This is a genomic window from Streptomyces sp. NBC_01537, from assembly GCF_045040445.1.
Lineage (GTDB): Bacteria > Actinomycetota > Actinomycetes > Streptomycetales > Streptomycetaceae > Actinacidiphila.
The window spans coordinates 6,595,987-6,622,754 of record NZ_CP109392.1 but is presented as its reverse complement, the minus strand read 5'-3'; the positions used below and the strand labels follow the sequence as shown (position 1 = coordinate 6,622,754).

At 71.3% G+C, this 26,768-nt stretch carries 27 protein-coding genes; 10 read left to right on the top strand and 17 right to left on the bottom strand.

Annotated features, from left to right (window positions below; genetic code table 11):
* Positions 1-38 precede the first annotated feature (38 nt).
* Together OG607_RS30480 and OG607_RS30475 are read right to left on the bottom strand one after the other, a co-directional pair.
* Positions 39-641 (bottom strand): hypothetical protein, encoded by a 603-nt coding sequence (locus OG607_RS30480; RefSeq protein ID WP_405730318.1) that lies wholly within the window; start codon positions 639-641, stop codon positions 39-41.
* 31 nt (positions 642-672) lie between these two features.
* Positions 673-1,176, bottom strand: coding sequence for a hypothetical protein (locus OG607_RS30475; protein WP_405730316.1), 504 nt, complete (start codon positions 1,174-1,176; stop codon positions 673-675).
* A gap of 55 nt (positions 1,177-1,231) precedes the next feature.
* Between OG607_RS30475 and OG607_RS30470 the strand changes: the two genes are divergently transcribed.
* Positions 1,232-1,594, top strand: a complete 363-nt coding sequence (locus tag OG607_RS30470; protein WP_405730314.1) for a DUF1304 domain-containing protein — start codon at positions 1,232-1,234, stop codon at positions 1,592-1,594.
* Here the strand turns inward: OG607_RS30470 and OG607_RS30465 are convergent.
* The 3 genes from OG607_RS30465 to OG607_RS30455 form a co-directional block, all read right to left on the bottom strand.
* Positions 1,580-2,275, bottom strand: a complete 696-nt coding sequence (locus tag OG607_RS30465) for a response regulator (protein WP_405730312.1) — start codon at positions 2,273-2,275, stop codon at positions 1,580-1,582. The two genes, OG607_RS30470 and OG607_RS30465, sit on opposite strands and share 15 nt — an antisense overlap.
* On the bottom strand, positions 2,272-3,447 hold the full coding sequence (locus OG607_RS30460) for a sensor histidine kinase (protein ID WP_405737149.1): 1,176 nt from the start codon (positions 3,445-3,447) through the stop codon (positions 2,272-2,274). The genes OG607_RS30465 and OG607_RS30460 overlap by 4 nt, the downstream gene beginning before the upstream one ends.
* Before the next feature lie 124 nt (positions 3,448-3,571).
* Positions 3,572-5,650 (bottom strand): MMPL family transporter, encoded by a 2,079-nt coding sequence (locus OG607_RS30455; protein WP_405730310.1) that lies wholly within the window; start codon positions 5,648-5,650, stop codon positions 3,572-3,574.
* A 230-nt stretch (positions 5,651-5,880) separates the two neighbouring features.
* Here OG607_RS30455 and OG607_RS30450 point away from each other — a divergent pair, with 230 nt between their 5' ends.
* Complete coding sequence (locus tag OG607_RS30450) at positions 5,881-7,818, top strand: S9 family peptidase (RefSeq protein WP_405730308.1); 1,938 nt, start codon at positions 5,881-5,883, stop codon at positions 7,816-7,818.
* 18 nt (positions 7,819-7,836) lie between these two features.
* Here the strand turns inward: OG607_RS30450 and OG607_RS30445 are convergent, their stop codons facing one another.
* Together OG607_RS30445 and leuA are read right to left on the bottom strand one after the other, a co-directional pair.
* Positions 7,837-8,562 (bottom strand): TerB family tellurite resistance protein, encoded by a 726-nt coding sequence (locus OG607_RS30445; RefSeq protein WP_405730306.1) that lies wholly within the window; start codon positions 8,560-8,562, stop codon positions 7,837-7,839.
* 215 nt (positions 8,563-8,777) lie between these two features.
* Positions 8,778-10,532, bottom strand: a complete 1,755-nt coding sequence (gene leuA, locus OG607_RS30440; RefSeq protein ID WP_405730304.1) for a 2-isopropylmalate synthase — start codon at positions 10,530-10,532, stop codon at positions 8,778-8,780.
* A gap of 307 nt (positions 10,533-10,839) precedes the next feature.
* Between leuA and OG607_RS30435 the strand changes: the two genes are divergently transcribed.
* Both OG607_RS30435 and OG607_RS30430 read left to right on the top strand, forming a co-directional pair.
* A complete protein-coding gene (locus tag OG607_RS30435) occupies positions 10,840-11,952 on the top strand; it encodes a M4 family metallopeptidase (RefSeq protein WP_405730302.1) in 1,113 nt (370 codons plus the stop codon).
* 27 nt (positions 11,953-11,979) lie between these two features.
* Positions 11,980-12,246: a protealysin inhibitor emfourin gene (locus tag OG607_RS30430; protein WP_405730300.1), complete on the top strand. Its 267-nt coding sequence runs from the start codon at positions 11,980-11,982 to the stop codon at positions 12,244-12,246.
* Positions 12,247-12,254: 8 nt separating this feature from the next.
* Here OG607_RS30430 and era read toward each other — a convergent pair whose 3' ends face one another.
* Together era and OG607_RS30420 are read right to left on the bottom strand one after the other, a co-directional pair.
* The gene (gene era / locus OG607_RS30425) at positions 12,255-13,193 is read right to left on the bottom strand and encodes a GTPase Era (protein WP_405730298.1); all 939 of its coding nucleotides are present in this window, start codon (positions 13,191-13,193) and stop codon (positions 12,255-12,257) included.
* Complete coding sequence (locus OG607_RS30420) at positions 13,177-13,302, bottom strand: hypothetical protein (RefSeq protein ID WP_405730296.1); 126 nt, start codon at positions 13,300-13,302, stop codon at positions 13,177-13,179. The genes era and OG607_RS30420 overlap by 17 nt, the downstream gene beginning before the upstream one ends.
* A gap of 116 nt (positions 13,303-13,418) precedes the next feature.
* Here OG607_RS30420 and OG607_RS30415 point away from each other — a divergent pair, with 116 nt between their 5' ends.
* The 3 genes from OG607_RS30415 to OG607_RS30405 are packed head-to-tail and all read left to right on the top strand — an operon-like array spanning position 13,419 to position 15,469.
* The gene (locus tag OG607_RS30415) at positions 13,419-13,772 is read left to right on the top strand and encodes a WXG100 family type VII secretion target (protein WP_405730294.1); all 354 of its coding nucleotides are present in this window, start codon (positions 13,419-13,421) and stop codon (positions 13,770-13,772) included.
* 54 nt (positions 13,773-13,826) lie between these two features.
* Positions 13,827-14,852: a hypothetical protein gene (locus OG607_RS30410; RefSeq protein ID WP_405730292.1), complete on the top strand. Its 1,026-nt coding sequence runs from the start codon at positions 13,827-13,829 to the stop codon at positions 14,850-14,852.
* 17 nt (positions 14,853-14,869) lie between these two features.
* Complete coding sequence (locus tag OG607_RS30405) at positions 14,870-15,469, top strand: hypothetical protein (protein ID WP_405730291.1); 600 nt, start codon at positions 14,870-14,872, stop codon at positions 15,467-15,469.
* Between the two features lie 27 nt (positions 15,470-15,496).
* Here OG607_RS30405 and OG607_RS30400 read toward each other — a convergent pair whose 3' ends face one another.
* A complete protein-coding gene (locus tag OG607_RS30400) occupies positions 15,497-16,507 on the bottom strand; it encodes an aldo/keto reductase (RefSeq protein WP_405730289.1) in 1,011 nt (336 codons plus the stop codon).
* 20 nt (positions 16,508-16,527) lie between these two features.
* Entirely contained in the window at positions 16,528-17,454 is a 927-nt protein-coding gene (locus OG607_RS30395) for a LysR family transcriptional regulator (RefSeq protein WP_405730287.1), read from the bottom strand.
* 179 nt (positions 17,455-17,633) lie between these two features.
* On the opposite strand from OG607_RS30395, the gene OG607_RS30390 reads away from it, so the two are divergent.
* Positions 17,634-18,281 carry an SDR family NAD(P)-dependent oxidoreductase gene (locus tag OG607_RS30390; protein ID WP_405730285.1) on the top strand — a complete coding sequence of 216 codons (648 nt, stop codon included), beginning with the start codon at positions 17,634-17,636 and terminating at the stop codon, positions 18,279-18,281.
* A gap of 13 nt (positions 18,282-18,294) precedes the next feature.
* On the opposite strand, the gene OG607_RS30385 is transcribed toward OG607_RS30390, so the two are convergent.
* Positions 18,295-18,657 carry a cytidine deaminase gene (locus tag OG607_RS30385; RefSeq protein WP_405730283.1) on the bottom strand — a complete coding sequence of 121 codons (363 nt, stop codon included), beginning with the start codon at positions 18,655-18,657 and terminating at the stop codon, positions 18,295-18,297.
* Positions 18,654-19,484: a helix-turn-helix transcriptional regulator gene (locus OG607_RS30380; protein WP_405730281.1), complete on the bottom strand. Its 831-nt coding sequence runs from the start codon at positions 19,482-19,484 to the stop codon at positions 18,654-18,656. The genes OG607_RS30385 and OG607_RS30380 overlap by 4 nt, the downstream gene beginning before the upstream one ends.
* 121 nt (positions 19,485-19,605) lie before the next feature.
* Between OG607_RS30380 and OG607_RS30375 the strand changes: the two genes are divergently transcribed.
* Positions 19,606-21,015 carry an MFS transporter gene (locus tag OG607_RS30375; RefSeq protein WP_405730279.1) on the top strand — a complete coding sequence of 470 codons (1,410 nt, stop codon included), beginning with the start codon at positions 19,606-19,608 and terminating at the stop codon, positions 21,013-21,015.
* 172 nt (positions 21,016-21,187) lie between these two features.
* Here OG607_RS30375 and OG607_RS30370 read toward each other — a convergent pair whose 3' ends face one another.
* The 4 genes from OG607_RS30370 to OG607_RS30355 all read right to left on the bottom strand — a co-directional run bounded on the left by OG607_RS30370 (position 21,188) and on the right by OG607_RS30355 (position 25,313).
* A complete protein-coding gene (locus OG607_RS30370; RefSeq protein ID WP_405730277.1) occupies positions 21,188-22,507 on the bottom strand; it encodes a hemolysin family protein in 1,320 nt (439 codons plus the stop codon).
* A 5-nt stretch (positions 22,508-22,512) separates the two neighbouring features.
* Entirely contained in the window at positions 22,513-23,010 is a 498-nt protein-coding gene (ybeY, locus tag OG607_RS30365) for an rRNA maturation RNase YbeY (RefSeq protein WP_405730275.1), read from the bottom strand.
* A gap of 14 nt (positions 23,011-23,024) precedes the next feature.
* A complete protein-coding gene (locus tag OG607_RS30360) occupies positions 23,025-24,047 on the bottom strand; it encodes a PhoH family protein (RefSeq protein ID WP_405730273.1) in 1,023 nt (340 codons plus the stop codon).
* 138 nt (positions 24,048-24,185) lie between these two features.
* Positions 24,186-25,313 (bottom strand): carbohydrate kinase family protein, encoded by a 1,128-nt coding sequence (locus tag OG607_RS30355; RefSeq protein WP_405730271.1) that lies wholly within the window; start codon positions 25,311-25,313, stop codon positions 24,186-24,188.
* 55 nt (positions 25,314-25,368) lie between these two features.
* Between OG607_RS30355 and OG607_RS30350 the strand changes: the two genes are divergently transcribed.
* Positions 25,369-26,700: a 6-phospho-beta-glucosidase gene (locus tag OG607_RS30350; RefSeq protein WP_405730269.1), complete on the top strand. Its 1,332-nt coding sequence runs from the start codon at positions 25,369-25,371 to the stop codon at positions 26,698-26,700.
* The last annotated feature ends 68 nt before the right edge of the window (positions 26,701-26,768 follow it).

Genomic DNA, 26,768 nt, shown 5'->3' with positions numbered 1-26,768 from the left:
CGCCCATCCCGGATGCTCACCCCCCTGACCCCCTTGGCTCAGCCTACGGCGCTCCGTAGCAGCCAGCCGCTCGCCGCCAGAAGCAGCGCGGCGGTGGCTGTCGCGAGAAGCGCGCGGAGGGAGCCGCCGGGGCCGGCGGGCCGGTGACGGAGGAGGGGTTCGGGTTCGGTCCACAGGTAGGCGAAGAAACCGAAGCCGGTGAGCAGGCAGATGAGCAGCCATGCCGGGCCGGTGGCGACGCGGTGCCTCGCATCCGTCAGGCAGCGGACGACGACGGCCAGTCCGATGCCGCAGGCGAGGATGCGCAGCCACAGGGAGCCGAGCGCCAGCGGGTAGGCCGACAGGAGGAGAAGGCCGAGGCCGCCCATGCCGCCGGCGGCGTCCTCGGCCTCGAAGCGTACGGTTCCGGCCTGGCGGCCGACCTGGGACTCGAACGCGGCCGGATCACCCCCGTAGGTGAGGCTCCGCTCGGTCAGCGGACCCGCCGACCACCGGGCCCACACGGTCCGGCCGTCGGAGTCGATGCGTACGACGGAGGTGCGGCCCGCGTGCACGTCATCGGACAGCTGTCCCATGCCGGAGGGGAGCGGGAACAGCTCCAGGGTGAAGGCCAGGAACGAGACGACGAGCCCGGCCAGCATCAGCGGCCGGGCGAACCACCAGATCCATTGTTCAGTGCGGATGTGCCCTCACCTGACCGTCCTCGTCGGGAACGGTGAACGTGATCGCGTTCACACCGTCGTTGTCCCGTCCGGGGAACGATCCGAAGTAGACCTCGGAGCAGTCGCCCAGGGTCTGCTCGAACTCGTCCAGCTCGCCGGCGCTCTCGATGAATTCGACCTCCAGGCGGCCCGGTTCCGCGCCGAGGACGCCGACGACGCAGTCGTGCTCCTCCGCCGCGATGCGGAGGATCGCGGCCCGCACCGCGTCGCCGTACCGGCTGCGGGCGATCCGGCCGTCGAAGTAGACGCTCACGCTGCTGCCGGGCAGCAGCCCGGCGAATACGCTCCCGTATTCGCCGGAGTCGCGGCACACGAACCAGTTCGTCCGCCCCGCTCCGAAGGCGACGCGCTCCAGGATCACCGCCTCGGTCCCGGCTGCGTCGATCAACTCGCCGATGTGCACCTGCCGCTCACACCCCACCCTGAAGCCGACGACCAGGCATACGAACATCATCGTTCGCCCCCCGGCCCGGGTCCATGATGGCAGCGGGCATGTCATCCTGTGCCCCATGTCGATCACAGCAACCGTCTTCGTCCTGGCCATCGCCGCACTGCACGCCTACATCCTGGTCATGGAGATGTTCCTCTGGACCACGCCAAGAGTGAGAGCCTCCTTCGGTACGTCTCCCGAGTTCGCCGAGTCCACCAAGGCCCTTGCCGCCAACCAGGGTCTCTACAACGGCTTCCTGGCCGCGGGCCTGGTCTGGGGGGCGGTCGCCGACGACCCGACGGGGTTCGCGGCAAAGGTGTTCTTCCTGGTGTGCGTGGCGGTGGCAGGGGTGTACGGGGCGGCGACGGCGTCGCGACGGATTCTGTTCGTGCAGACGGTGCCGGCGCTGGTGGCGCTGGCCCTGGTGCTAGCCGCCCACTGAGCGCGGGCTCGGTCCGTTGGGGGTGACGAGGCCGGATTCGTAGGCGGCGATGACGAGTTGGGTGCGGTCGCGGACGGCGAGCTTGCCCATGATGCGGCTGACGTGGGTCTTGGTGGTGAGGGGGCTGAGGCCCAGCGCCTCGGCGGCCTCGGTGTTGTTGAGGCCCCGGGCGACGAGGACGAGGACCTGGCGTTCGCGGTCGGAGAGGGTGGCGAGGCGCCCGGGGACGGGGGCGCCGGGGGCGGGGGCGTCGGGGAGGCGGAGGACGCGGGCGATGAGGCGGGCGGTGGGGCCCGGGGAGAGCAGGGCGTCGCCGGCGGCGACGGTGCGGATGGCGTCGAGGAGGTCGGCGGGGCGGGTGTCCTTGACGAGGAAGCCGCTGGCACCGGCCCGGAGTGCGGCGAGAACGTGATCGTCTGTGTCGTAGGTGGTCAGGACGAGGACACGGACGCCGGCCAGGTCATCGTCGGCGGCGATCAGGCGGGTGGCCTCGATGCCGTCGAGATCGGGCATCCGGATGTCCATGACCACGACGTCGGCGCGGGCGCTGCGGGCCAGCCCGACGGCTTCGCGGCCGGTGCCGGCCTGGCCGACGACCGCCATGTCGGGGGCGGACTCGACGAGCATCGCGAAGGCCTCCCGGACCAGGGTCTGGTCGTCGGCGAGCAGTACGCGGATCATGCCGGCCCTCCCGCCAGCGGCAGGACGGCCGCCACCGCGAAGCCGCCTTCCGGGCGCGGCCCGGCGGTGAGGGTGCCGCCGACACTGCGTACGCGCTCGCGCATGCCGACGAGGCCGTAACCGGCGGGCGGGGCCTCGGGCTTGGGCTGTGGCTGGGGAGCCGCCGTCCGCCAGGGGCGCCACCGGGGCTCCTGCTGGTGCGGGGTCACATCGGAACCATCGGGGCCGGGGCACGGGCCGTCGTCCGTGACGGCTATCCGCAGCGCCCCGCCGCCCTCGTCGAGGGCGACCCCGACCCGTACGCGGGTGCCGCCACCGGTGTGCCGTACGGCGTTGGTCAGGGCCTCCTGCACGATCCGGTATGCCGCCGCCCCGATGGCCGGCGGGAGCGCGCTGTCGGTGTCAACAGCCAGCTCCACCCGCGCGCCCGCCGCCTCGGCCGACCTGGCGAGGTCCGCGACCCCGGCCAGGCCGGGCAGGGGGCCGCGCTCGTCGTCGCCGCGCAGTACCTGGAGCGTCGTGCGCAGTTCGGCACGGGCGTCGCGGCAGGTGCCGGCGATGCCGTCCAGCGCGGCGGCGATGGCGGCCCGGTCCAGCCGCTCCGGATCGGCGACCAGCACGTGGGCGGCCACGGAGGTCTGCACACCGATCAGGGTGATGCTGTGGGCGAGCAGGTCGTGCAGGTCCCGCGCGATGCGCAGCCGCTCCTCGGCGACCCGGCGGGCCGCCTCCTCCTCCCGGGTCCGCTCGGCTCGCTCGGCCCGCCCGACGATCGCCGCGAAGTACTCGCGGTGGAGCCGCACCGCCTCCCCGACCAGGGCCATCGCCAGGATCCAGCCGCCGCTGCGCAGCATGTCGGAGGCCGCGTGCTGCTTGGGCGTCACCGACATCACCGTCGTCATGATCCCGATGACCGCCGCCACCGTCGCGTAGGTCCGCAGTGGCGGCCCCGCCACGGCCAGCGAGTACAGGGCCACCAGGCTGGCCGGGATCACAGCCGCGTGCAGGTTGTTCAGCGCGTGGTACGGAGCCACGGCCGCGACCACCACCAGCATCACGGCCATCGGCGCCCGCCGCCTCGCCACCAGCGGCAGCGCGGTGGTGACGAGCAGCGCCCAGCCCAGTGCGTCCGGGCGCGGATCGTCGGCGTCCGCCGGGAGGAGAGCCGCCATGGCGCACTGCAGCGCGAGCACGCCTGCGGCGAGGAGCGCGTCCTGGTGGCGTGGCTGTGGTCGTGGCTGTGATCGTGGCTGTGGCTGCTTCGGCACCGCTCCATCTTCCTTCACGGGTCTCCTCTTACGGGCGCTTACTCAGGCCTCCCGGCCACCAGACCGCCCGCCCCAGCGCCAGGCTCGCCGAGGTCACCAGGTAGGTCCGTACGAGGAAGGTGTCCAGCAGCACGCCCACCGCGATGACGAAGCCCAGCTCGACCAGCCCCACCAGGGGCATGTTCACCAGCACCGAGAAGGTCGCCGCCAGCACCAGCCCCGCCGAGGCGATGACCCCACCCGTCGTGCGCAGCGCGGTCAGGGCCGCGGCGGAGGGCTCGGCCCCGGACAGGGACTCCTCGCGCATGCGGTGCATCAGGAAGATCCCGTAGTCGACGCCGAGCGCGACCAGGAACACAAAGGACAGCAGCGGCAGCCCGGGATCCGTACCGGCGAAGCCGAACAGCGGCCCGAAGACCAGCCCGCCGATGCCCAGCGCCGCGCCCCACACCGCGATGACGGCCACGACCAGCAGCAGCGGGGCGACCAGGCTGCGCAGCAGCGCGATCAGGATCAGCAGCACCGAGGCCAGTACCAGCGGCACCACCACCCACCGGTCGCTGGCGCTGGTGTCCGCCAGGTCCAGCTGCTGGGCGCTGGCCCCTCCCACGTACGCCCCGTAGTCCTGGTCCAGCGCTGCCCGCAGCGCCTGGATGGTGGCCGCCTCGGCCGCCGTCTCCGGCGCCGCTTGCGCCGTCACCGACAGCTCGGTCCAGCCCCCGCCGCTGCGGCCCCGTTCGGCCGCCGCGACGCCTTCTGTGCCCCGGGCCTTCGCCAGCGCCTCGTCCGCCCGCCCCGTGGGGGCGACGACCACGATCGGCTGGGTGCCCTGCTCCGGATAGGCCTCGGCGAGGGTCCGCATCGCCGTCACCGACTCCGGCCGCGCCGTGAAGACGTCCGCGTTGTGCAGGCTCCCCGGCAGATTCAGCGTCCCCAGCGCCAGCGCGCCCAGCAGCACCGCCCCGCCCGCCAGCACCGCGTAGGGCCGGCGCGCCGCCGAGCTGCCCATCGCCGCGAACAGCCCGCGCCTGCGCGGCGGCTCGCTCCCGTACGCCGGGACCAGCGGCCAGAAGACACGGCGGCCCAGCAGCACCAGCAGCGCGGGCAGCAGCGTCGTCATCGCGATCAGCGCGCAGAGCACGCCGACCGCCGCGATCGGACCCATCCCCCGGCTGCTGTTGAGGTCGGCGGCCAGCAGGCACAGCAGCCCGGCCGCCACCGTCCCGGACGAGGCCAGGATCGCGGGGCCGCAGCCACGAAGCGCGGTGCGCATGGCGTCGTACGGATGTGGTATCCGGCGCAGTTCCTCGCGATAGCGGGATACCAGGAGCAGCGCGTAGTCCGTGCCGGCGCCGAAGACCAGGATGGTCATGACGCCCTGGCTCTGGCCGGTGACGGTGATGTCGAAGCCCTTGTGGAGGCCGTACACGGCGGCCATCGCGCCCGCGTCCGCCACTCCCGCGACGACGAGCGGCAGCAGCCACAGCAGCGGGCTGCGGTAGATGACGATCAGCAGCACCGCGACCACCGCGACCGTCGTGTACAGCAGCGGCCCGTCGAGGGACGAATACACCTCCTTCATGTCGGTGTTCAGCGCCCCCGGGCCGCCCACCTCCACCTTCAGACCGCCTCCGCCGGCGGTCGTGTTCCGTACGTCGTCGACGAAGGCGTTCTTGGCGTCGTCGTCCTGGCCGGGCTGGGTGCTCGACACCGCGTACATCAGCGTCGTGCCGTCCTTGGACGGGATGCCCTGCGGCCGCCGGGTGAGTTCGTGGCTCCGGGCGATCTCGGCGGTCTGCGCCGCCGCCCTGCTCCTGTCGGCCGCCGTCAGCCCCGCGTCCCGGTGGTAGACGACGACCAGCTCGGTGGCCTCTCCGCCCGGCAGCGCGTCCTGGATCTTCGCCACCTGCGTCGAGTCCGCGCTCACCGGCAGATAGTCCACCGCCCTGTTCTGCTGTACGTCCGCCAGCTTGCCGGCCAGCGGGCCCGCCAGCGCCAGCACCGCCAGCCACAGCACGAGCACGGCCCAGGGCACGGCGCGTGCCCCTCGGTTCCTGCGTGGTGGCGATGCCGTCGGTACGGCTGTCGCTGTGCTGGTGCCCCCCATGGTCGTTCTCCCTCCGGGCCGGGTGTCTGATGGCTTCCAGACTTCCGGGCCGGTGGCCTGCTTTCGTCAGGCACGAGAGCGAGACGGCGCCTACTGCGTGGGGTGCGGGGCGGGGGCGGTTACTCCCCGGGGAGTACGCCGGCGGCCCAGGGCAAGGCAAAGGAGGAGCGCACCGTCAGGCGCTGCGGCAGGATGAGCGGCTCATACCCGACGACGGAAGGGCACGCCGCATGCAGGAAGCAGGCGAAGGCATACCGGAGTTGACCGCGGAGCTGGTCGTGGACAGCGACCTACCGAAGGAGCCGGTGATCTCCCCGGACGGGCGATGGGTCGCCTACGCAGTCGGCACGATCGGCCGGAAGGAGGAGCTGCCGCTCGGGGCACTGTGGGTGGCCGCCGCCGACGGGAGTTCGCCACCGAGGAAGCTGACGGCCGGTACGGCGTGGGACTGCATGCCGAAGTGGGCGCCGGACTCGGAGTCGCTGTTCTTCGGGTCGGACCGGGCTCGGCGGGGTGCGCCGCCCCAGCTGCACCGGATACGACTCGATGGTGGGGAGGCCGAGGCGCTGCCCACCTGGCCCGGCGCGATCTCGAACTATCTGCCGCTCGCGGACGGCCGGTCGGTGGCCCTGGTGGCCAGGGACGAGCCGACGGAGGAGGACAAGCGCAGAAAGGACGAGCGCGACGACGCGGTGGTGTGGGGCGAGCGGGTGCCCTACGGCCGGCTGCGGCTGCTTGATCTCGGCAGTGGCGAGGTGCGTTTGCTGGACGGGCTGGGCGACCGGCATGTCGTGGAAATGGTGCAGCGGCCGGACAGGGGGCCGCTGGCGGTGCTGAGCTGGGAGTGCCCGGACATCGATCCCGGCGCGTTCACCGCCGAGTTGCACGTGGTCGACCCGGAGACGGGGGCGGTCCAGGGGCTGGGCCGGGCGGCCGGGCCTGATTCGCACGCGATGACCTGGTGGAAGCAGGGCGGTGGTACCTGGCATCTGGCGTATGTGGCGCAGATCCCTCCTGGCCTGGCCAGCGGTACCGCCGTTTTCGACGTGATCGTGTCTCAGGGCGGGGAGCACCGCAACCTGACCACCGGCATGACCGTCTGCCCGGAAGGCCTGGCACAGGTCGCGGACGGTCCGCCGCTGGCGTTGTTCGCCGACGGGCTCGACACGGCGGTCTACCGGCTCGACCCCGGGGAGCTGCGGTTCCGGCGGGTGGCCACCAGGGAGGGCCCCATCGACGCGCTCACCGTGAGCCGCTCGGGTGAGGTGGTCGCCGCGATCGCGGGTGGGACGTACGAGCCGAGGGAGGTCCATGCCGGGCCTCCGGGCGGCCCACTGGTCCGGGTCAGCGACACCAGGCCGCAGGTGCGCCGGATGACGTGGGGAACGCAGGAGCGGCTGTCCTACAAGGCCTCCGACGGGCTGGAGCTCGACGCACTGCTGATCCTGCCGGTCGGCAAGCGCCGGGAGGAGGGCCCGTTCCCGCTCGTGACATACGTGCACGGCGGCCCGTACAGCCGGTACGCGGACGAGCTCCAGCTCTATTCAATACTTTCGGGGCAGTTGCTCGCGGCGGCGGGCTACGCGGTGTTCCTGCCCAACCCGAGGGGTGGTTCGGGCCATGGCCATGACTTCGCAGCGACGGTGGCGGGCGCAATCGGCGGCGACGAGTTGACGGACATCCTGAGCGGGATCGACCTGCTGATCGCGGACGGGGTCGCGGATCCGGATCGGCTCGGGATCGGCGGATGGAGTCACGGCGGTTTCATGACAGCGTGGGCGGTGGGGCAGACCGATCGGTTCAAGGCCGCGCTGATGGGCGCCGGGATCAGTGACTGGGGCATGCTCGCCGCCACCGGTGAATGGGGATCCGTGGAGGCGGATCTCACCGGCAGCGTCGGCTGGGAGGGCGCCGGGCCGCATCCCCACGACCGGGTCAGCCCGGTCTCGTACGCGTCGAAGATCCGTACGCCGGTGCTGATCGTTCACGGCGAGGACGACTCGAACGTTCCGGTGGGCCAGTCGATCTACTTCCACCGTGCCCTCAGCCGGTTCGGGGTCGAGCACGAGTTCGTCGTCTACCCGCGAGAGGGGCACGGGATCCGGGAGCGGAACCATCAGCTCGACATGCTTCGGCGCACGCGGGCGTGGTTCGACCGGTGGCTCTAGGGCCCTAGCCTCCAGGCCCTAGGACGGCGTGCCCGCCGCCGCGTCCAGGAGGCGGTCGACGTCCGCCGGGGTGAGGCCTAGGCAGCGGCCTACGGCGGCGAGGACCTCGCGTTCGGCGGGGAGGTAGGGGCCGTCGGCGAGGGCGATGCGGGCGCCCTGGAGGAGGATGTGCTCGCAGCCCTGGGGGACGAGGTGGCGGGCGAGGGGTTCGAGGGCTTCGTGGAGCTCGATGGAGAGCCAGCTGCCGCAGCCGTCGAGGGCGTCGGCGAGGCCTGCGGGGCCCCAGGCGTCGGCGGCGCCGGGGAAGCGGCCTTCGTCGGCGACGATGGCGGCGAGGAGGCCGAGGAGCTGGTCCTCGGTGCAGTCGGTGAAGCCTGCCGAGCGGACGGCGCCGACGGCGGCGGTGCAGGCGGCTCCGCCGGGGACGCCGGGGGCCCCGCCCGCGGTGAGGACGGCGAGGGCGACGGTGTGGACGGCGTCGCGGAGCATCGCGGAGAAGACGGTGGCGGTGGGGCGTTCGAGGGCCTCGGGGCCGAGGCGGCCGCGGCACATCACGCATTCGACGATCGTGCCGGCGCTGCCGCGCGGCCAGAGCGGGAGGCCGAGCAGGGTGAGCCGGCGGGTGCCGCTGCGACGCCGGTAGCCGCGGTCGCCACCGCAGCCGGGGCAGAAGAAATCCCCGTCGCCCTCGGTGTGCCAGGTCGTACGCACGCCCAGGATGCACAAGCCCTTGATCTGGAGCACCTCGCGCCCTCCGGCCGCCGTTTCATCCCGATTTGTACGGACACGGCTGCGCCTGACGCGTGAGCGCGGATAACGCCTCGGCAACGCTGCCGTGTTTCCGTGATGTTAGCCACATCGATGACGTGCAGTCAGTACCACGTAAGGGGGCAATTCATAAAAAGCACTGGGACCGGCCCGAAAACAGGGCCGGTCCCAGTGCTCGAAGTGAGGAAAACTCAGCGGGTGGCGCGGTTGACCGCCGAGACGACCGCCTTCAGCGAGGCGCGCGTCGTGTTGGGGTCGATGCCGATGCCCCACAGGACCTGGCCGTCGATCGCGCACTCGATGTACGACGCGGCCTGGGCGCTGGCGCCCTCGCTCATGGTGTGCTCGGTGTAGTCCAGCAGCCGGGCGTCGATGCCGACGGCGCTCAGGGCCTCGAAGAAGGCCGAGATGGGGCCGTTGCCGGAGCCGGCGAGAACCGTCTCCTGGCCGTCGACGACCGCCTCGACGGACAGGGTGTCGACGCCGTCCTTGTCGGTGGTGGACTGGCCGGCGCGCAGCTGGATCCGGCCCCACGGGTTCTCGGTGACAGGCAGGTACTCGTCCTGGAAGACGGCCCAGATCTCGCCGGGGGTGATCTCGCCGCCCTCGGCGTCCGTCTTCGCCTGGATGATCTTCGAGAACTCGATCTGCATGCGGCGGGGCAGGTCCAGCTTGTGGTCGTTCTTCAGGACGTACGCGATACCGCCCTTGCCGGACTGCGAGTTGACCCGGATGACGGCCTCGTAGGAGCGCCCGACGTCCTTGGGGTCGATGGGCAGGTACGGCACGGCCCACTCGATCTCGTCCACCGTCTTGCCTGCGGCGGCCGCGTCGGCCTCCATGGCGTCGAAGCCCTTCTTGATGGCGTCCTGGTGGGAGCCGGAGAAGGAGGTGTAGACGAGGTCGCCCACGTAGGGGTGGCGGGCGTGTACTTCCATCTGGTTGCAGTACTCGGCGGTCCGGCGGACCTCGTCGATGTTGGAGAAGTCGATCTGCGGGTCGACGCCCTGGCTGAACAGGTTCATGCCCAGCGTGACCAGGTCCACGTTGCCCGTGCGCTCGCCCTGCCCGAACAGACACCCCTCGATGCGGTCGGCGCCCGCCATCAGCGCCAGCTCGGCGGCTGCCACCGCCGTGCCGCGGTCGTTGTGCGGGTGGACGGACAGGCAGACATGCTCGCGACGCGACAGGTTGCGGGACATCCACTCGAAGCGGTCCGCGTGCGTGGAGGGCGTGGAGCGCTCGACGGTCGCGGGCAGGTTCAGGATGATCTCGCGGCCGGGGGCGGGCTGCCAGACGTCCATCACGCCCTCGCAGACCTCCAGGGCGAAGTCCAGCTCGGTGTCGGTGAAGATCTCGGGGCTGTACTGGTAGCCGAAGACCGTCTCCTCGCCCAGGATCTTCTCGGCGTACTCCATCACCAGCCGCGTGCCGTCCACCGCGATGGCCTTGATCTGCTCCTTCGAGCCCCGGAACACCACCCGGCGGAACGTCGGCGCGGTCGCGTTGTACATGTGGACGGTGGCGCGGGCGGCGCCGCGCAGGGACTCCACGGTGCGCTCGATCAGGTCCTCGCGGGCCTGGGTGAGGACGGAGATCGTCACGTCCTCCGGGATCGCGCCCTCTTCGATGATGGAGCGCACGAAGGCGAAGTCCGTCTCACCGGAGGACGGGAAGCCGACCTCGATCTCCTTGTAGCCCATCTTCACCAGCAGATCGAACATCGCCCGCTTGCGGGCCGGCGACATCGGATCGATCAGCGCCTGGTTGCCGTCCCGCAGGTCGGTGGACAGCCAGCGGGGGGCGACGGTGATCCGGTTGTCCGGCCAGGTGCGGTCCGGGATGTCCACGGCGTCGTACGGCTTGTACTTGTGGACCGGCATCGCGGTCGGCTGCTGGCGTACGGTCGCGGCGGTGATCGGCGTACGGGACATGCTGCTGCTCATGTGCGGGGGCTCCTCAAAGGGTCCGGCTGACGTACGGCCGACGGCTGCGATTGCGCAACACCGAACTCCGCGGGGAGGGGGTCGGCCTCGACTACAGGCCCTCGCCGCGGCAGCTAAGGAGAAGCAGCCCGAAACGCATGATGCGACGACCTTAGCCCAGCCCGGCGGCCTCTCGCAGCCACGGGGCTCTTCTTCTCAGTATGCGGGATCGGGCGGCATGCGCGGAAAAGCGTAGATATTCCCTCATTTTCGTGATCATCCGTGGCAACGGGTGACAGCTCGCTCACTGCGTGCCAGATTGCCGTGTATGACGCACACATCCCACGCTCCTGTCTTCTGCACGATCATTCCGCCACACGTCCTGGACAAGATCGCCCGGAACGAGGACCAGGCACTCGCCGATCCCGCCCGCCGCACCCTGGTCACGGACGCCGCACTGCGCACGCGGCGCCGCGTCGACACCGTCAGCGCGGTCGGTCCGGTGCCTGCGGGGGCGCCATCGGACCTGCCGAACCGCACGGTCCACGACGCCGGGCACCGCACCGACCTGCCGGGCAAGAAGGTCCGCCCCGAAGGCCAGGACCCGGTGAAGGACGTCACCGCCAACCGGGCCTACGACGGCCTCGGCGCGACCTTCGAGCTCTACCTGAAGGCTTTCAACCGCCACTCGATCGACGATTCGGGTCTGCCGCTGATCGCTTCCGTCCACTACGACGAGGGCTACAACAACGCCTTCTGGAACGGCGAGCAGATGGTGTTCGGCGACGGCGACGGCGAGATCTTCAACGACTTCACCATCTCCCTCGACGTCATCGGGCACGAGCTCACCCACGGCGTGACCTACCACACCGCGAACCTGGAGTACTTCGGCCAGTCCGGCGCGCTCAACGAGTCGCTGTCCGATGTCTTCGGGTCGCTGGTCAAGCAGTACGCCCTCCAGCAGACCGCCGACCAGGCCGACTGGCTCATCGGCGCGGGGCTGCTGGCGCCGCGCGTGACGGGCGTCGCGCTCAGGTCCATGAAGGCCCCGGGCACGGCCTACGACGACGACGTCCTCGGGAAGGACCCTCAGCCCGCCACCATGGAGCACTACGTGCGGACCGGCCGCGACAACGGCGGCGTCCACATCAACTCCGGCATCCCCAACCACGCCTTCTACCTCGTCGCCGAGGCGCTCGGCGGCTACGCCTGGGAGAAGGCCGGCCAGATCTGGTACGACACCCTCACCGGAGGCGAGCTGGGCCCCAACGCCGACTTCGCCGACTTCGCCGCCCTCACGGCCGCCTCCGCCCGCGCCCGCTACGGCGACGGCGACGAGTACCGGTCGGTCCTCAAGGCCTGGGGGCAGGTGGGCGTACCCGCCAACGGCAACGGCGCCCGGCAGACGCCGCCGCCGGAAGGCGCGCCGCGCAGTGCGTAACCCCTCGCCCACGGGTAGGCGTATGCCATGCGCATCTCCGTGATCCGCTCCGGCGGCTTCGCCGGAATCGAGCGTCGGGCCGCCCTGGACACCACCGGCCGGCCCGACGCCTTCCATTTGCACGCCCTCGCCCGCGACACCCTCGCCGCGGGCGAGGCGGCGCCCCCACGGGGGGTTCCCGACGGCTTCCAGTACGCGATCACCGTGGACAGCCGGACCGTGCACTGCGCGGACCCGCACCTCACGCAGGCGCAGCGGGAGCTGGTACGGACAGTCCTGAAGGAGGGCGCCTAGGCCCTGGCCTAGAAGCCGAGCTTGCGCAGCTGCTTGGGGTCCCGCTGCCAGTCCTTCGCGACCTTCACATGCAGGTCCAGGAAGACCGGGGTGCCGAGCAGCGCCTCGATGTGCTTGCGCGACTTCGTCCCGACCTCCTTCAGCCGGGCACCCTTCGGGCCGATGATGATGCCCTTCTGGCTCGGCCGCTCGATGTAGATGTTCGCGTGGACGTCGAGCAGCGGCTTGCCCTCGGGGCGCCCCTCGCGGGGGATCATCTCCTCGACGACGACCGCGATGGAGTGCGGCAGCTCGTCCCGTACGCCTTCGAGCGCGGCCTCGCGGATCAGCTCGGCGACCATGACCTGCTCGGGCTCGTCCGTGAGGTCGCCCTCGGGGTAGAGCATCGGGCCCTCGGGGAGCAGGGGGACGAGAAGGTCGGCGAGGAGGGAGACCTGCTTGTCGCCGACGGCCGAGACGGGAATGATCTCGGCCCATTCGATGCCGAGCTCCTTGCCGAGCTGGTCGATGGCGATGAGCTGCTCGGCGAGGGCCTTGGAGTCGACGAGGTCGGTCTTGGTGACGATGGCGACCTTGGGGGTCTTGCGGACCGCGGCCAGCTCCTTGGCGATGTACTTGTCGCCGGGGCCGAGCTTCTGGTCGGCGGGCAGGCAGAAGCCGATGACGTCGACCTCGGCCCAGGTGGCGCGGACGACGTCGTTGAGGCGCTCGCCGAGCAGGGTGCGGGGCTTGTGGAGCCCGGGGGTGTCGACGAGGACGAGCTGGGCGTCCTCCCGGTGCACGATGCCGCGCACGGTGTGGCGGGTGGTCTGCGGCCGGTTGGAGGTGATGGCCACCTTGATGCCGACCAGAGCGTTCGTGAGGGTGGACTTGCCTGCGTTGGGGCGGCCGACGAAGCAGGCGAAGCCCGACCGGTGCGGGGTGGCGGAATCAGTACGAGCGCTCATGGCGTCCATTGTCCCTGATCCGCTCGGCGCGGCCGACCGGGAGCGACACCGGCGGCGCGGGACGGCTGGGCATGCCCATGACGGGATCGTGGGACTTGACCAAGGTCAAGAGTGTTTATGGTGATGGTCAAGCGCCTGGTGAGGCACGGGGTGACCTGCGGGGTTTCCGGTAAAGTGCCGCGCAGCGCTGTGAGTTGAGTCGTTCGACACGGGGGAACGGGTGGCGTGAACTTTCTGAGTGATGCCTGGCATGACGGCGAGCAGCTGGTCGGCGATGTGGTGCAGGTCGGCAAGGACATCGTCATGGCGCCGGCGGAGATCGCGCACTGGGCTCTGGAGAAGATGTTCGGCAGCACGGAGGATCTGGGCCGGATCGCGACCGAACTGGCCGCGCTGGGCAAGCAGATCGAGCAGCTGAGCAAAGAGGTCAACACCGCCGTCGGCCAGGTCGACTGGCACGGTGAGGCGGCCGACGCGTTCCAGGAGCACGCCCAGGGCCGGATCCGGGAGCTCCGGTCCGCCGCGGACGGGCTCGAGACCCTGAGCAAGTCGGTGGAGCGCCTCGGCAACGTGCTCTAGCGGAGACAAACGGGGATTCGGGGACACGGGGATTCGGGGATACGGGGAAAACGCATGGCCAAGGAGCAGTTCGGCGTCCAGCTCGAACATCTCTCCCAGTTGCAGAAGGACTGGCACACCGCGAGCGAGCGCGTCGAGGAAATGTCCCGCAAGCTCGGCGAGGCGCGGGACGCCATCAAGCGGGCGGCCGCGACCGACCTCGGCGCCGCCGCTCTCGTCATGGGCCCGGCTCTCGTGGCCGGCCTGGGCACGGCGTACCAAGTCCTGTCGGACGTACGGGAGATCGCGAGCCAGGCGGACGCCCTGGCCGAGATCCAGGACAAGCTGAAGACGGATCTGGCGGTCGACGCGCAGAAGCTCAAGAGCGTCACGGAGGAGTACGCCGCCGTCGAGCGCAAGAACGACGACGCGATGAAGAAGAAGCAGGACAAGGGCGACTCCACCCCCACCAGCCCCGCGCACACCAGTGGCGGCGGAGGCGGAGGCGGCGGCACGGGCGGCGGAAGCACCGGCGGCGGAAGCAGCAGCCCGACCAGGTCCGACTCCTTCGACGGGCAGGGCGACGGCAAGTGGAAGACGGTGGGTGACTGGGACGCCTGGTCACCGGGCAGGCACCACACGACCCAGGGCGCGGGCGTGATCGACGCCCCCGACACCTCGACGCTTCCCAGCGAGCGCAAGGACATCGTCGACCGCGCCCTGGAGCGCGTCAACCACCGCATCGGCTACAGCCAGTCGGCCACCACCAACGGCTACCGCGACGACTGCTCCGGCTTTGTGTCCGCCGCCTGGGGCCTGGACGGGCCGGGCCTCAACACCTACGGCCTGATGGGCAGTTCGGTCTCCCACCAGATCACCAAGGACGACCTCCAGCCGGGCGACGCCCTGATCGCCGGCGACCACGTGGTGCTCTTCGGCGGCTGGGCCGACTCCTCGCACACCAAGTACATCGCCCTGGAGGACAACGGCTCCCAGGGCACCGTCTCGCACGTCATCCCGTACCCGTACTACTCCGGGGACGCCGCCCACGAACGGTCGATCGGCCAGCCCTACGTGCCGTACCGCCGAAACGGCCTCTAGGGTCTGTCCGGTCGATCTTGACCGGACAGACCCTGGCCACCCCGGACACACCAGAACAGGAAGCCCCCACCACCATGCCCGCACGCCGCCTGCTCGGCGCGGCCGCACTCGCCGCGGCCCTGCTCACCCTCACCTCCTGCCAGGCCGACGACCCGACCGCCGCCGCCTCCTCGCCCGCCGCCGCCTCGTCCGCCTCCCCCACCGCCGCCACCTCGGAGCCGGGCGTCGTCGGCCACTCCATCGACCCCGAGCCGTCCGACGACTGCGGAACCGGCGACGTCCCCGCCGGGCACCAGATGGTGGAGCTGGTCAACCCGCCGGCCCAGTTCATCGTGCAGGCGAAGACCGCGACCTTCAGCTGCGACCCGAACGGCGGCGGCTACGCGGGTACGGGCACGGCCAAGGACTACACCTTCGCCACCGACGTCGTCGCCAAGCTCAACACCGGTGCCACCAGCCTGAGTACGGTCACCTACCCGGAGCTGACCGCCCACGTCCGCGCCTGCCTGAACAACACCGGCGTGAAGTCCCCGTACTCCTGCTCCGGGAACATCTACGACATCGTCCTGTCCCCGTCCGGCACCGTCACCGAGATCAGCGAGGTCTGGCACTCCTGACCTTCCGACCTCCTGGCCCGTGACCCGTCAGCTGCGTTCCAGCAGGGTGGTCGCGCCCTCGGGCGCGAACGCGGCCAGGGCCCGGTCGATACGGGTGAGGGTGTCCGGGGCCAGTTCGACCCGGGCGGCGGCGAGGTTCTCCGCGATGTGGGCGGGGGTACGGCTGCCGGGGATCGGGACGACGTGCTCGTACTGGTGGAGCAGCCACGCCAGGGCCAACTGGCCCGGGGTGAGGCCCAGTTCGGTGGCGATGGCGCGGACGGGAGCGAAGCGGTCGTTGTTCGCCTGCAGATTCCCGTCGCGGAAGCCGGGGATGAAGCGCCGGAAGTCGTCGTCCCCGGCGAGCGACCGGACCGTGCCGGTGAGGAAGCCGCTGCCGAGCGGACTCCAGGCGACGATGCCGACGCCCAGTTCGCGGGCGGTGGCGAACAGTGCGGGGTCGGCCTGGCTCCACATGGACCACTGGACCTGGACGGCGGCCACCGGGTGCACGGCATGCGCGCGGCGCAGCTGCTCGGCGGTGACGTTCGACAGCCCGAAGTGGCGGACGAGGCCGTCCTTGACCAGCTCGGCAACGGCCCCCGCGGTGTCCTCGATAGGGACGGTGGGGTCGGGGAAGTGCACGTAGTAGAGGTCGATGCGGTCGGTGGCGAGGTTGCGAAGCGAGGACTCGGCGTAGCCGCGTACGTAACGGGGCTCGGTGTTGACCCGCAGCTCGCCGAAGTCGTAGGAGACGGGATGGGTGTGGGCCTCGGCGCCCTCGGGGACGGCCAGGCCGAACTTGGTGGCGAGCAGCACGTCGTCGCGGCGGCCGCGCAGGGCCCGGCCGAGGAGGCGCTCGTTGTGGCCGGCGTCGCCGTAGGCGTCAGAGGTGTCGAGATGGGTGGCGCCGGCTTCGAGGGCGGCGTCCAGGGCGGCGAGGGCGCGGTCGTCGTCGATCCCGCCGTACACGCCGGGGGAAAGGACCATGGCGCCGAAGCCGATGGCGGAGCTGGTGAGCGGGCCGAGGGTGCGGGTGGGAATCGCGGTTGTGGTCATGGCGGACAGCCTTCCGCCGGTCACCGGTCCTCGTCCAAGACCCGTTGAGATAACCGTTGGTTATCGTCGGCGGGCACCCACGCCTCGACGAAGTCGCGCAGCACGGCCCGGTGGTCGTCCGGCCGCCAGGCGACGGCCAGTTCGGTCGGCGGCAGGCCGGTGACGGGCAGGGTGGCGATCCCCGGCCGCCGGTAGATCCGGGCGTTCCCGGCCGCGAGCAGCACGATCCCGCTGCCCTCCTCCACGGCGGCGAAGGTCTCCTCCGCGTTGTGGACGACCGCGCCGATCCGTGCCTCCCGCCCACCGCGCTCGTCGAGCGCCAGCCAGTGGTCGCGCAACGGGCCCGCGCTCGCCGGCAGCGCAAGGAACGGTTCGTCCAGCAGCTCGCCGAAGGCCACCTCCTCGCGCGCCGCGAGCCGGTGATCGTCACGCAGCGCCACCCACCGGGGCTCCGCCGCCACAACCCGCGTCCGGAAGTCCTCCTGCCCGGGGATCGGCAGCCACACCAGCGCCACATCAACCCGGCCCTCCGCCAGGCCCGCCGTCGCGTCGTCCCAGTTGATCTGCCGGTACTGCACCCGCCACCCCGGCCGCCGCTCCGCGAAGCGCTCCCGTACGCCCTGCAGCAGACCGCGCCCGATGCTCGTGGACAGCCCGACCGTCAGCACTGCCGCCTCCGCCGCCGCCGCGTCGCTGACCGCGCGCTGCGCCTCGTCCCAGGACCGGATCAGCTCGCCCGCCAGCGGCAGCAGCGCCTTCCCGGCGGCGGTGAGCGCGACCGCCCGCCGGTCGCGGTCGAAGAGCCGGGCGCGCAGGCCCTCCTCCAGGTGCCGGATCTGCTTGCTGAGGGCGGGCTGCGAGACGAAGAGCCGCTCGGCCGCACGGGTGAAGTTCAACTCCTCGGCGACGGCCACGAAGTAGCGGAGGTCGCGCAGATGGGCATCCATCGCTCCTGGCTATCACGGATGCCGCATGCCCGGCCCGTGATTTCCCGGGGCCCGCCGCGACATCCGATAGCTCCTGGTTATGACGCCGGGTCTTGGACGGCACTGCCCCCGCCACCGCACGATCTACTCATCGGCCGAATGCGGCCGACCCCCGTCACCGGCCGGCAGGAGAATCCACGATGGCCGTCTGCCTCGTCACCGGCGCCAACCGCGGCATCGGCCGCGAAGTCTGCCGGCAGCTCGCCGCCCTCGGCCACACCGTCCTGCCCACCGCCCGTACGGCGGGAGCCGCCGAACTCGTCCTCGATGTCACCGACCCGGACAGCGTCCTTCGCGCCGCCGAGGAGGTGCGGCGCCGCCACGGCCGCCTCGACGTCCTGGTCAACAACGCCGCCATCACCTACGACACCTGGCAGCGGGCCGCCACCGCCGACCTCGACGTGGTCCGGCAGGCCGCCGAGACCAACCTCTACGGCCCCTGGCGTACCACTCAGGCCTTCCTCCCGCTCCTGCGGGCGAGCCGCAGCGGGCGGATCGTCAACGTCAGCAGCGAGGCCGCCTCGCTCACCAACATGGGCGGCGGCACCCCCGCCTACACCGCCTCCAAAACCGCCCTCAACGCCCTCACGCGCATGCTCGCCGCCGAGCTCCGACCCGACCACATCCTCGTCAACGCCGTCTGCCCCGGCTGGGTCGCCACCGACATGGGCGGCTCCGGCGGCCGTCCCGTCACCGCCGGCGCAGCCGGCGTCGTCTGGGCCGCCACCCTCCCGGACGACGGCCCCACAGGCGGCTTCTTCCGGGACGGACGCCCGCTGCCGTGGTGAAGGGCCGGCTCCGTCAGCCCGCCGCGACCGTGCCGCGCAGCGCCCCGTCCGGCCCCGCGAGGAGCACCGGCGTGTCCGCCCCTCCGAGGTCCCGCACCGCCGCGCGGTCCGTCTCGGAGACCACGTCGGCCGCCGTGACGACCGCCGCCGCCTCCAGTGACTTCGCGCCGCTGGCCACGGCCATGGCGACGGCCGTCTGCAGTGCGCTGAGCTTCAGCGACTCCAGGGCCACCGTCCCGGCCACGTACGTACGCCCGGTCTCGTCACGTACGGCCGCGCCCTCGGGCACGCCGTTGCGGGCGCGGGCCGAGCGGGCCAGGGTGATGATCTTGCGGTCCTCGGCGGACAGGGCCTCAGCGGGCAGGTCGTCGCTCATGCGATCAGCGTATCCGCAGGCCGCATGGCACGGCGCCGTCCCTCCGGGGAGGTCAGCCACTCCAGCTTCGCGGCCGTGTCGGTGTCGGGCACCGGGTTGTGCAGCACGATCGTGAGGTCCGGGCGGGCCGGTACGCGCAGCTGCGTGCTCTCCAGGAAGAGCGTGCCGGCAACCGGATGCTCCAGCTCCTTCGTCAGCTGGCCGCCCGGCCGCACGTCGGCGCGGGCCCACAGCTCCACGAATTCCTCGCTCAGCGCGGAGACCTCCTCCACGACGGACTGGAAGCCCTCGTCGCGGGGATGGTCGGCCATCGCCGCCCGGAACTGGGCCACGACCCAGGGCGCGGTCAGCTCCCAGCTCCTCGCCCGGGCCCGGTAGACCGAGTCGGTGAAAAAGTTGACCACGCAGTTCTGCGAGATGTCCGGCCGGAAGCCCAGGACCAGGGCCGCCGAGTCGTTGTAGGCGACGCAGTTGGTGTAGACGTCCATGATGTGTGCCGGGAGCGGCATCCAGGCTTCGATCAGCCGCTTCAGGCCGTCGCAGAGATATTCCGCGTCGTAGTCCGACTGCGGCAGCGGCGGGTTGGCCCCGGCCAGTACGTAAAGATGCCTGCGCTCGGCGCCGTTGAGCTTCAGCACGCGCGCCACCGCGTCCAGCACGTGCGGCGAGACGGTGATGTCCCGCCCCTGCTCCAGCCACTGGTACCAGGACACCCCGACACCCGCCAGCACCGCGACCTCCTCGCGGCGCAATCCGGGCGTACGGCGCCGGGCGCCGCCGTCCGGCAGGCCGGCCTCGGCGGGACTGACCCGTGCGCGGCGGGCCATCAGGAACTCACGCAGATCTGATCGACGGGCGTCCAACGTTCCCCCTGGGTGGCTGGTGGTCCGACCACCACCATAAGTACGCACTCCCCAGGTTTGTTCCGGGAGCCCGAGGCTGCTTGCCATGGCGATCGACACCGCTGCCGTCCCGGCAGCCGTCCCCGACAAGTCCGAAAAGCTCAGCACCCGCGCCAAGCTGGTGCTCTTCGTCCTCTGCGCGGCCCAGTTCATGGTCGCGCTCGACTTCTCCATCCTCAACGTCGCCCTGCCGGTCCTCGGCAAGGACCTCGGCATGAGCCAGGCCAACCTCCAGTGGGCGGTGACCGCCTTCGCGCTTCCCTCCGGCGGCTTCCTGCTGCTCTTCGGCCGTATCGCCGACCTCTACGGCCGCCGCAGGCTCTTCCTCGGCGGGCTCGCCCTCTTCACCGCCGCCTCCGTGCTGGCGACGCTGGCCTGGTCCCCGGCGGTCTTCCTGGCCGCCCGCGCCGTCCAGGGGCTGGGCGCGGCCGTGATCGTGCCGACCGGCATGTCCCTGCTCACCACGACCTTCCCCGAGGGCCCGCAGCGCGAACGCGCCCTCGGCATCAGCGGCACGCTGCTCTCGCTCGGCTTCACCATCGGCGTCGTCCTCGGCGGCGGCCTCACCGACGTCCTGGGCTGGCGCTCCACCATGGCCCTGCTCGGCATCGCGGGCGCCGTCGTCCTGGCCGCCGCGCCCGGCCTGCTCGCGGAGTCCCGGCACCCGCAGCGCCCCCGTGTCGACATACCGGGCGCGGTCACCGTCACCGGCGGCCTGCTGGCGCTGATCTACTCCCTCTCCACGGCCGCACAGCGCGGCTTCGGCGGCGCGGACGTGATCGTGACGCTGGTCGGCGGTGTGGGTCTGCTGGTCGCCTTCGTGGTCGTGGAATCCCGTGCGGCCGAGCCGATGGTCTCACTGCGGATGCTCCGCCGTCCGACCGTGGCCTGGGGCAACCTGGCCGGCATCGTCACCTTCTCGATGATGAGCAGCGTCGTCTTCATGACCACCCTCTACCTCCAGGAGCTCCGCGGCCTCTCCTCCTTCCGCACCGGCCTCGTCTTCGGTGTCCAGGGCCTCGCCGCTGCCGTCACCGGCATGACCGCCGCCCGCGTCATCGGCCGCTTCGGCACCCGTACGACCCTCGTCGGCGGCCTCGTCCTCCAGGCCGCCCTCACCGCCCCTCTCGTCCTCCTGGGCACCGGCCCATCCGGCGTCTGGCTCGCCCTGGTCGCCATCACCGCCGGCTGTGTCGGCCACCTCTGGGTGATCGTCTCCTACGGCGTCACCGCCACCTCCGGCCTCCCCGACGACGAACAGGGCCTCGCCACCGGCCTCGTCACCAGCTCCCAGCAGATCGGCATCACCATCGGCATCCCGCTCCTGAGCGCCCTCGCCGCGACGCGGTCCGACCTGCTCTCCGGCATCAAGCTGGCGCTGGGGGTCGACGCGGGCGTGGTGGCGGTGGTGGCGGTGCTGGTCGCGATCGGCCTCAGGTCACGTTCGCGCGGCTGAACAACCCAGCAGGGGAGCATCGCGTTCAGCCGGGCGAAACGGGCGGCCGACGACAGCACTGGACCCGACGGCCGGAGTCAGATGCGCGGGCCCTGCGGCAGGCCCCATTCCTGGCGTGCTTGGCCAGCGACCAGGGGTGGGGGTCTGCCGACCAGCACGGAGGATTGCGACCCTACGGACCAGTACGGCCCGAACCCTCGCCGTCGGCCTCGCGCCCCTGGACCGGCTCGACCAGCACCGCCCCGATCCGGTTGCGCCGTCCCGCGACGGTCTCGGCGGTGAGGCGGAGGCCGAAGGGCCGGTCGGGGTAGGAGGAGTCCTCGGGGAGGGGGAAGACGGCGGAGGCGCCGGGGATGGGGACGCGGCCGAGGGTTTTGGCGAGGAGGCCGCCGACGGTCTCCACGTCCTCGTCGTCGAGGTCGATGCCGTAGAGCTCGCCGAGGTCGCCGAGGTCGAGGCGGGAGGTGACGCGGTAGGAGCCGTCACCGAGGTCCTCGACGGGCGGGAGCTCGGTGTCGTACTCGTCGGTGATCTCGCCGACGATCTCTTCGAGGATGTCCTCGATGGTGACGATGCCGGCGGTGCCGCCGTATTCGTCGACGACGACGGCGACGTGGTTGCGCTGTTGCTGCATTTCGCGGAGCAGGTCGCCCGCGTTCTTGGTGTCGGGGACGAAGGCGGCGGGCCGCATCACCGTGGACACCGGGTCGGTCTCGGACTCGCGGTTGATGTGGACACGGCGGGCGAGATCCTTCAGGTAGACGATGCCGACGACGTCGTCGTCGGACTCGCCCGTCACCGGGATGCGCGAGAAGCCGGACCGCAGGGCGAGGGTCATGGCCTGACGGATGGTCTTGTAGCGCTCGATGGAGACGAGTTCGGTGCGCGGGACCATGACCTCGCGTACGAGGGTCTCGCCGAGCTCGAAGACGGAGTGGACCATGCGGCGCTCGTCGTCCTCGATGAGGGACTCGGACTCGGCGAGGTCGACCAGGGCGCGGAGTTCGGCCTCGCTGGCGAAGGGTCCCTGGCGGAAGCCCTTGCCGGGGGTGACGGCGTTGCCGAGGAGGATCAGCAGTTTGGGGACGGGCCCCATGATGCGGGCGAGCGGGAGGAGTACGTACGCGGCCGCCGTCGCGGTGTTCAGGGGGTGCTGGCGGCCGATGGTGCGGGGGGAGACGCCGACGGCGACGTAGGAGACGAGGACCATGACGCCGATGGCGACGGCGAGGGCCTGCCAGGTGTGGTCGAAGTGGCGGACGCAGACGACGGTGACCAGGACGGCGGCGGCCATTTCGCAGGAGACGCGGACCAGCAGCGCGACGTTGAGGTAGCGGGTCGGGTCGGCGGTGACGGCGAGGAGTTTGTCGCCGCCGCGCCGGCCGCCGCGGACGGCGTTTTCGGCGCGGGGGCGCGAGACGCGGGCGAGGGCCGCTTCGGCGCAGGCGGCGAGCCAGGCGATGACGACCAGCAGTACGGCGTAGACGATCATCAGGGTCAGTGGCTGGTCGTCGGGGCCGGGGACGGGCCGGTGAGGCCGTGTTCGGCGCGCCAGCCGTCGAGGATGGCCTTCTGGAGGCCGAACATCTCGGCCTTTTCGTCGGCTTCCTCGTGGTCGTAGCCGAGGAGGTGGAGGACGCCGTGGACGGTGAGGAGCTGGAGCTCCTCGTCCATGGTGTGCTTGGTGGCGGCGGCGTCACCCTGTTTCTTCGCCACCTCCGGGCACAGCACGATGTCGCCGAGGAGGCCCTGCGGGGGCTCCTCGTCGTCCTTCCCGGGACGGAGTTCGTCCATCGGGAAGGACATGACGTCGGTGGGGCCGGGCTCGTCCATCCACTGGATGTGGAGCTGCTCCATGGCGTCGGCGTCGACGGCGATGATGGAGAGCTCGGAGAGCGGGTGGATGCGCATGTGCTGGATGGCGTAGCGCGCGATGTCGAGCACCGCCTGCTCGTCGAGCTCCCAGCCGGACTCGTTGTTGACGTCGATCGACATGGTTGTTTCGCTGGCTACTTTCGCTGGTCGGCGTTGCCGTTTTGGTCGTCGTAGCGCTCGTAGGCGTCCACGATGCGCCCGACCAGCTTATGGCGTACGACGTCCGAGCTTGTCAGGCGCGAGAAGTGCACGTCCTCGACGCCGTCCAGGATGTGCTGGACCTGGCGCAGACCGCTCTTCGTGCCGCCGCCGGGGAGGTCGATCTGGGTGATGTCACCGGTGATGACGATCTTGGAGTCGAAGCCGAGCCGGGTCAGGAACATCTTCATCTGCTCGGCGCTGGTGTTCTGCGCCTCGTCGAGGATGATGAACGCGTCGTTGAGCGTGCGGCCGCGCATGTACGCCAGCGGGGCGACCTCGATCGTCCCGGCGGCCATCAGGCGCGGGATGGAGTCGGGGTCGATCATGTCGTGCAGCGCGTCGTAGAGCGGGCGCAGGTACGGGTCGATCTTCTCGTAGAGGGTGCCGGGCAGGAAGCCGAGGCGTTCGCCGGCCTCGACGGCGGGGCGGGTGAGGATGATCCGGTTGACCTGCTTGGACTGCAGGGCCTGGACGGCCTTGGCCATGGCGAGGTAGGTCTTGCCGGTGCCGGCGGGGCCGATGCCGAAGACGATGGTGTGCTTGTCGATGGCGTCGACGTAGCGCTTCTGGTTGAGCGTCTTGGGGCGGATGGTGCGGCCCCGGTTGCTCAGAATGTTCTGGGTGAGGACCTCCGACGGGGTCTCCTCGCCGGGCGCCCCGCCGTTCTCGCTCTGCCGGAGCATGGCGATCGAGCGTTCCACTGCGTCCTCCGTCATCGGCTGGCCGGTACGGAGCACCAGCATCATCTCGTCGAAAAGCCTCTGGACCAGGGCGACGTCCGCCCGGTCGCCGGTCGCGCTGATTTCGTTGCCGCGCACATGGATGTCGACCGCCGGGAAGGCACTCTCGATGACGCGCAGGAGCTTGTCCCCAGACCCCAGGACGGTCACCATCGGGTGGCTTGCCGGTACGACGAAGTGAGCGCGCGCCTGCGCTGCTGTGGGTGTCTGAGTCATGGGCCGGCTCTAGGCCTGCTCATCCCGCCTTCTGCTGATCGAATCGCCCGTGAGGCCTTGGGTACCAAGGGTACGACGGTGGTACGACAGTCCCGAGGGGTTTTACGACCTGGGGGCGTTACGCCCCGGCCTGCACGGTCAGCCGGACTGCCGGAAGCCGATCGTCGGCACGGCGCGCCGCAGCGGCCAGCGGCGGGTGCCGGCCGGGAGCAGGTCGTCGAGGAAGGCGTAGCGCCGCAGCGCCGCCCGGTCCTGGTCGTCGTAGGACTTGGCGTGCTGCCACCAGGCGGCGATCTCGATCCAGCCGGGGGCGGAGAGGGAGCCGCCGAATTCCTGGACGGAGAGGGCGGCGGTGAGGCTGGCGAAGGCGAGGCGGTCGGCGAGGGGCCAGTCGGCGAGGGTGCCGGTGAGGAAGCCTGCGACGAAGACGTCGCCGGCGCCGGTGGGGTCGAGGGCGTCCACCGACAGCGCCGGGACCTCCGCGGTCTCGCTGCGCGCCGAATCGACGGCGTAGGCGCCCTCGGGGCCGAGGGTGACGACGGCGAGGGGGACGAGCTCGGCGAGGCGGCGGGCGGCGGCGCGGGGGCAGGAGGTACGGGTGTAGTTCATGGCCTCGGCCGCGTTGGGGAGGAATGCCTCGCAGTGGGCGAGGTCGGCGAGGTCGGCGGGGTCCCAGCGGCCGGAGTCGTCCCAGCCGACGTCGGCGAAGACGCGGCTGCCGTGACGGGCGGCGTTCGCGATCCAGGGCTGGCGGGGGCCGCCGGGGGTGAGGGAGGCGACGCATGCGCGTGCCGGGGGCGGGCACTGGGGGGCGGGCTCTTCGGGGGGCGGGGCCTCGTGGCCGTGGCTGATCATGGTGCGTTCGCCCTCGTAGGCCATGGAGACGGTGACCGGGGAGTGCCAGCCGGGGATCCTGCGGGAGAGGGCGAGGTCGATGCCCTCTCCGTCGGAGAGGCTGTCCCAGCAGTAGTCGCCGTACATGTCGTCGCCGAAGGCGGCCGCGAGTGAGGTGTGCAGGCCGAGGCGGGCAAGTGCGGTGGCCATGTTGGCGATGCCGCCTGGGCTGGAGCCCATCCCCCGCGCCCAGGACTCGGTGCCGCGCACGGGGGCGCTGTCGAGACCGGTGAAGATGATGTCCAGGAAGACCGTCCCGGTCAGATAGACATCGGTCCCCGGGTCACCGGGCGCGCGGACCGCCGCAAGCGGGTCGAGGACCGGGTTGTCGAGGACCTGGTTGTCGAGGACCTGGTTGTCGTGCGCGTCCACCCCATGAGTCCTTTCCTCATCGGCTACAGCCCACTGTGCCAGGAGAATGGGGCAAATGAGGCTCACGATTCTGGGTGGCGGCGGCTTCCGCGTACCGCTCGTGCACCGCGCGCTGCTCACCGACGACGCCGTCACCGAACTGGTGCTGTACGACACCGACCCGCTGCGGGTCCGGGCCGTCGCCGCCGTCCTCGCCCACCAGGCGCAGGGCCACCCCCTGGCGCCGCGTGTGCGGATCGCGCGGGACCTCGACGACGCCCTGCGCAGCGCGGATTTCGTCTTCTCCGCGATCCGGGTGGGCGGGACGGCCGGGCGGGTGCGGGACGAGCGGCTGCCGCTGGCGGAGGGGCTGCTGGGGCAGGAGACGGTGGGCGCGGGAGGGGTGCTGTACGGCCTGCGCACGCTGCCCGTCGCGACGGAGATCGCGGAGCGGGTCGCGGCGGTCGCGCCCGGCGCCTGGGTCATCAACTTCACCAATCCGGCGGGCATGGTCACCGAGGCGATGTCACGTGTGCTCGGCAACCGCGTCATCGGCATCTGCGACTCGCCGGTCGGCCTGGTACGCCGCGCCGCGCGGGCCGCCGGGGCCGATCCGGATGCCGTGACGTACGACTACGTGGGGCTCAACCACCTGGGCTGGCTGCGCCGCCTGACGGATGGCCAGGGCCGCGACCTGCTGCCGGGGCTGCTGGCGGACACCGAGGCGCTCGGCTCCTTCGAGGAGGGCCGGCTGTTCGGGGCGCAGTGGCTGCGGGCGCTGGGTTCGCTGCCCAACGAGTACCTGCACTACTACTACTTCGCGCGGGAGGCGCTGGCGGCCGTACGGGACGCGGCGGCGACGCGCGGGGAGTTCCTGGACCGCCAGCAGGGTGCCTTCTTCGCGGCGGCAGCGGCGGCGGAAGACAGCCCGCAGGCCGCGTACCGGCTGTGGGACCGCACGCGCAGGGAGCGCGAGGAGACCTACATGGCGGAGAACCGGGCCGCCACCGGGGGCTGGGAGCGCGATGCGCACGACCTGGACGGCGGCGGCTACGACCGGGTCGCGCTGGCGCTGATGCGGGCGATCGCGCGGGACGAGCGGACGACGCTGATCCTGAACGTACGGAACGGCTCCGGGAACGGCTCCGCCGTCCCTGCGCTGGACGCCGAAGCGGTCGTCGAAGTGCCCTGCGCGGTGGGCGACTTCGGGGCGAGGCCGCTGCGCGTGGCGCCGCCGGACGAACACCAGGCGGGGCTGATGCTGTCGCTGAAAGCGGTGGAGCGGGCGGCGATCGAAGCGGCCGCCACAGGCTCCCGGGCTGCGGCTTTGCGGGCTCTGGCGCTGCATCCGCTGATCGATTCCGTGGCCGCCGCCGCGCGCGTGCTCGATCACATGGGGATCGCGTAACCGCGCGTTCACATAACGGATGAGCAAAAATGCTTGTCGTGCAGTGTGTGATGCGCGTAGACAAGCTC

Excerpts from the sequence above, each read along its gene's own strand:
- OG607_RS30480 (WP_405730318.1), bottom strand. The coding sequence starts at position 641 with ATGCTGGCCGGGCTCGTCGTCTCGTTCCTGGCCTTCACCCTGGAGCTG.
- OG607_RS30475 (WP_405730316.1), bottom strand. The coding sequence starts at position 1,176 with ATGATGTTCGTATGCCTGGTCGTCGGCTTCAGGGTGGGGTGTGAGCGG.
- OG607_RS30470 (WP_405730314.1), top strand. The coding sequence starts at position 1,232 with ATGTCGATCACAGCAACCGTCTTCGTCCTGGCCATCGCCGCACTGCAC.
- OG607_RS30465 (WP_405730312.1), bottom strand. The coding sequence starts at position 2,275 with ATGATCCGCGTACTGCTCGCCGACGACCAGACCCTGGTCCGGGAGGCC.
- OG607_RS30460 (WP_405737149.1), bottom strand. The coding sequence starts at position 3,447 with ATGGCGGCTCTCCTCCCGGCGGACGCCGACGATCCGCGCCCGGACGCA.
- OG607_RS30455 (WP_405730310.1), bottom strand. The coding sequence starts at position 5,650 with ATGGGGGGCACCAGCACAGCGACAGCCGTACCGACGGCATCGCCACCA.
- OG607_RS30450 (WP_405730308.1), top strand. The coding sequence starts at position 5,881 with ATGCAGGAAGCAGGCGAAGGCATACCGGAGTTGACCGCGGAGCTGGTC.
- leuA (WP_405730304.1), bottom strand. The coding sequence starts at position 10,532 with ATGAGCAGCAGCATGTCCCGTACGCCGATCACCGCCGCGACCGTACGC.
- OG607_RS30435 (WP_405730302.1), top strand. The coding sequence starts at position 10,840 with ATGACGCACACATCCCACGCTCCTGTCTTCTGCACGATCATTCCGCCA.
- OG607_RS30430 (WP_405730300.1), top strand. The coding sequence starts at position 11,980 with ATGCGCATCTCCGTGATCCGCTCCGGCGGCTTCGCCGGAATCGAGCGT.
- era (WP_405730298.1), bottom strand. The coding sequence starts at position 13,193 with ATGAGCGCTCGTACTGATTCCGCCACCCCGCACCGGTCGGGCTTCGCC.
- OG607_RS30410 (WP_405730292.1), top strand. The coding sequence starts at position 13,827 with ATGGCCAAGGAGCAGTTCGGCGTCCAGCTCGAACATCTCTCCCAGTTG.
- OG607_RS30400 (WP_405730289.1), bottom strand. The coding sequence starts at position 16,507 with ATGACCACAACCGCGATTCCCACCCGCACCCTCGGCCCGCTCACCAGC.
- OG607_RS30395 (WP_405730287.1), bottom strand. The coding sequence starts at position 17,454 with ATGGATGCCCATCTGCGCGACCTCCGCTACTTCGTGGCCGTCGCCGAG.
- OG607_RS30390 (WP_405730285.1), top strand. The coding sequence starts at position 17,634 with ATGGCCGTCTGCCTCGTCACCGGCGCCAACCGCGGCATCGGCCGCGAA.
- OG607_RS30385 (WP_405730283.1), bottom strand. The coding sequence starts at position 18,657 with ATGAGCGACGACCTGCCCGCTGAGGCCCTGTCCGCCGAGGACCGCAAG.
- OG607_RS30380 (WP_405730281.1), bottom strand. The coding sequence starts at position 19,484 with ATGGCCCGCCGCGCACGGGTCAGTCCCGCCGAGGCCGGCCTGCCGGAC.
- OG607_RS30375 (WP_405730279.1), top strand. The coding sequence starts at position 19,606 with ATGGCGATCGACACCGCTGCCGTCCCGGCAGCCGTCCCCGACAAGTCC.
- OG607_RS30370 (WP_405730277.1), bottom strand. The coding sequence starts at position 22,507 with ATGATCGTCTACGCCGTACTGCTGGTCGTCATCGCCTGGCTCGCCGCC.
- ybeY (WP_405730275.1), bottom strand. The coding sequence starts at position 23,010 with ATGTCGATCGACGTCAACAACGAGTCCGGCTGGGAGCTCGACGAGCAG.
- OG607_RS30360 (WP_405730273.1), bottom strand. The coding sequence starts at position 24,047 with ATGACTCAGACACCCACAGCAGCGCAGGCGCGCGCTCACTTCGTCGTA.
- OG607_RS30350 (WP_405730269.1), top strand. The coding sequence starts at position 25,369 with ATGAGGCTCACGATTCTGGGTGGCGGCGGCTTCCGCGTACCGCTCGTG.